At 44.3% G+C, this 2986-nt stretch carries 3 protein-coding genes; all 3 read left to right on the top strand.

Features of this window, described 5'->3' with window-relative positions:
• Positions 1-145 precede the first annotated feature (145 nt).
• Positions 146-1051 (top strand): lysophospholipid acyltransferase family protein, encoded by a 906-nt coding sequence (locus tag V3S16_RS13870; RefSeq protein WP_413885934.1) that lies wholly within the window; start codon positions 146-148, stop codon positions 1049-1051.
• The gene (locus V3S16_RS13865; protein ID WP_413885933.1) at positions 1048-2328 is read left to right on the top strand and encodes a B12-binding domain-containing radical SAM protein; all 1281 of its coding nucleotides are present in this window, start codon (positions 1048-1050) and stop codon (positions 2326-2328) included. Before V3S16_RS13870 ends, V3S16_RS13865 begins: the two co-directional genes overlap by 4 nt.
• A gap of 1 nt (position 2329) precedes the next feature.
• On the top strand, positions 2330-2986 hold a 657-nt coding region (locus V3S16_RS13860), incomplete at its 3' end, for a LolA family protein (protein ID WP_413885931.1).

Genomic DNA, 2986 nt, shown 5'->3' with positions numbered 1-2986 from the left:
ATCCAATGCGTATATTTTAATAGCAGAGGGTTGATCTCCTTGATAACGGCCGTCGCGCTCTCCGAGGCGTAGGCTCTATGTCTCTACGAGCCGGAGGCCAGGGCGGGCTTGAACGCTGAACCGCTGAACCCAGGTTAATATATAAATGCGCAGACACATTCTTGACAGTCCGGCTTCGTATTATGCAACCTTTTTTGTTGCCCGTTACCTGCCTGTCAACCTTTCCCGCTGGTTGGCAAAAGTGGTGGCTCTGATTATTTATGTTTTTTCAAAAAAAGATCGTGAGGGCCTGGCAATCAATCTTTCCACAGCCTTGGATAGACCTGTTGACGACCCCGCTGTTAGAAGAACAGTTCGGCAGGTATTTTTAAACTATGGCCGCTATATGGTCGATTTTTTTTTATTGCCCCAACTCCCACCTGAAAAAATTAAAAACTATTTTGCTGATATCAAAGGTGAAGAAATTCTGCAAAGTGCGCTGGCTAAAGGGAAAGGTGCTATTTTGCTGTCGGCCCATGTCGGCAATTGGGAAATCGGCGGGAGCATGCTGCGGATGTTAAATTACCCTCTGACCGTGGTTGTAATTGCACATAACACGGCGGCCACAAATGCTCTGGTCAACCGACTCCGGCAGGATAAAGGCATCAGTGTGATTGAGGCCGGCCAATCACCTTTTTCAGTGATCGAAGTCCTGGGCCATCTGCGAAAAAACAGAATTGTGGCTATGAACGGAGATCGTGATTATTTCGGTACGGGCTGTCAGGTTAGCTTTTTGGGCAAACATTTGAACCTTCCGGTGGGACCGGTTGTGCTGGCCATGAATTCAGGAGCAGCCCTGATCCCCGCTTTTGTTTTAAAACAAGCGGATGGAAGATATTTCGGTGTGCTTGAGAAGGCCATACCGGTTATTTTAGAAGGGACGCGTGATGAAGCTATTGCCAAGAACCTGGAGATGACCGCCCGGATATTTGAAAAATATATTCGCAGTTATCCTGACCAATGGTATTGTCCTGATCCCCTTGCAAATTCCCTTAATCAAAAGACGGCATGATGAAACTCCTGTTGATAGCTCCCAAGTGGCCTGAAAACAGCCTTTGGGGGCAAATATATTTTCGCTTCCCTTACCTGGCTTTGACAAATCTGGCTGCCCTGGCAGGCGACGGCTGGGAAATATCCATAATAGATGAAAACGTTGAGGCTATTAACTTTTCTTTATTGCCGGATTTGGCGGCAATTTCCATAATGACCCCGTTGGCTCAAAGAGGGTATGAAATTGCAGCTTCATTCAGAGAAAAAGGGGTGCCGGTTGTGTTGGGCGGCATGCATCCCACCATGATGAATGCTGAAGCCAAGATTTATGCTGATGCTGTAGTCTCGGGGGAAGCAGAGGAAGTGTGGCCTCAGGTTTTGGATGATTTTAAACAGGGAGATTTGAAACCGTTTTATAAATCTGCGAATTTGTTCAGTCTCGACGGTCTAAGAATGCCCCGAAGAGATCTTCTGAATCGCAAGGCTTATTTTTTTGTTAATACCATACAGACGACCCGCGGCTGCCCCTTTGACTGTGCTTTTTGTGCAGTTACGACCTTTTACGGACGATCTTACCGCATACGGCCGGTAGAGGAAATTATCAACGAGATCGGCCAAATGGAACCCGGTTTTCTGTTCTTTGTTGACGACAATATTGTGGGATCTCCCAAGTATGCGAAAAAACTTTTCAGGGCTCTTATCCCTTTCAAAGTCAAATGGTTCAGCCAATCCTCTCTGAGCATTGTAAAAGATACGGAACTTTTAGATCTGGCGCGACAAAGCGGTTGCAAAGGGCTTTTTATCGGTTTTGAATCCTTGTCTCAGGAAACTATAAAAGCCATGGGAAAATCAATTAACCGTGTGGCTGAATATAAAGAAGCCATCCGGAAGATTCATGACTACGGCATCGGAATCCAGGGCTCGTTTATTTTTGGTACGGATTACGATGATGAATCTGTATTTTCGGATGTGCTGCGTTTCGTTGAAAGAACGCATCTTGAAGCGGTGATTTTTTCGATCCTGACTCCTTTTCCGGGGACGCGCGTCTATCAAACCATGCTGAAGGAAAACAGGATACTGCATACTGACTGGGAAAAATATGATATGAATCATGTGGTGTATCAACCCAAAAAAATGACCCCGGAGCAGTTGCAAGCAGGATTCAACTGGGCTTACACGAGGCTATACGGATACGGATCTATTTTTAAAAGGCTGTTCCCTTTCAGGCGCAGCGGCCTTTTCTTCAGTATACAGAATTACGGTTTCAGACAGGCATGGAAAAAAACTTTAAGGCACTGAAATGAAACTTTTGAAGCCATACTTTGCAAAATTATGCGTAGTTTTATACATTTTTTTGTGCCCCCTGCAGGTATTTTCCTTTGAAAACAATCCGAAGCCTGATCAGGAACTGAACCGGGTGATCAAAAACATCAAGGAGAAGGAAAAAAACCTTAAGACCTTTACGGCAAAATTCAGACAAACCAGAAAGACACACTTGCTGCGTGAGCCTTTGTATTCCGAAGGTATGATCTATTTTGATTCTTCAGGCAAGCTGCTCATGAAAGTTACCAGCCCTTCACCCCTGCTGATCCTTTTTAAAAAAAACACCCTTTTAATATATTATCCGGAAATATCAAAGGCAGAGAAAAGATATATTGGAAATACTGAAAATATAATCAAGAAATATTTCGGCATCGGCCGGACTGGTGAAGCGTTAAAAAAAGAGTATGAGATTCAGCTTTCCACAAAGGGAGAATCAGATGGATATTATCTCAACATGCTACCGAAAAAAACCGCCATATCCAAACATATCGAACGCATAGAAGTCTTGGTGAACCCGGAAACCTGGCTTCCTGAAAGAATTTTTTTGACGGAAACCAAAGGAGACCAATCTACTTTATGGCTGCAATTCGATTCCATCAATCAACCTTTACCACCAGGGATTTTTTCAATTGAC

This window comes from Candidatus Desulfatibia sp. (genome assembly GCF_036446775.1).
Classification (GTDB): domain Bacteria; phylum Desulfobacterota; class Desulfobacteria; order Desulfobacterales; family UBA11574; genus Desulfatibia_A.
This window is presented reverse-complemented; position numbering and strand designations above follow the sequence as displayed.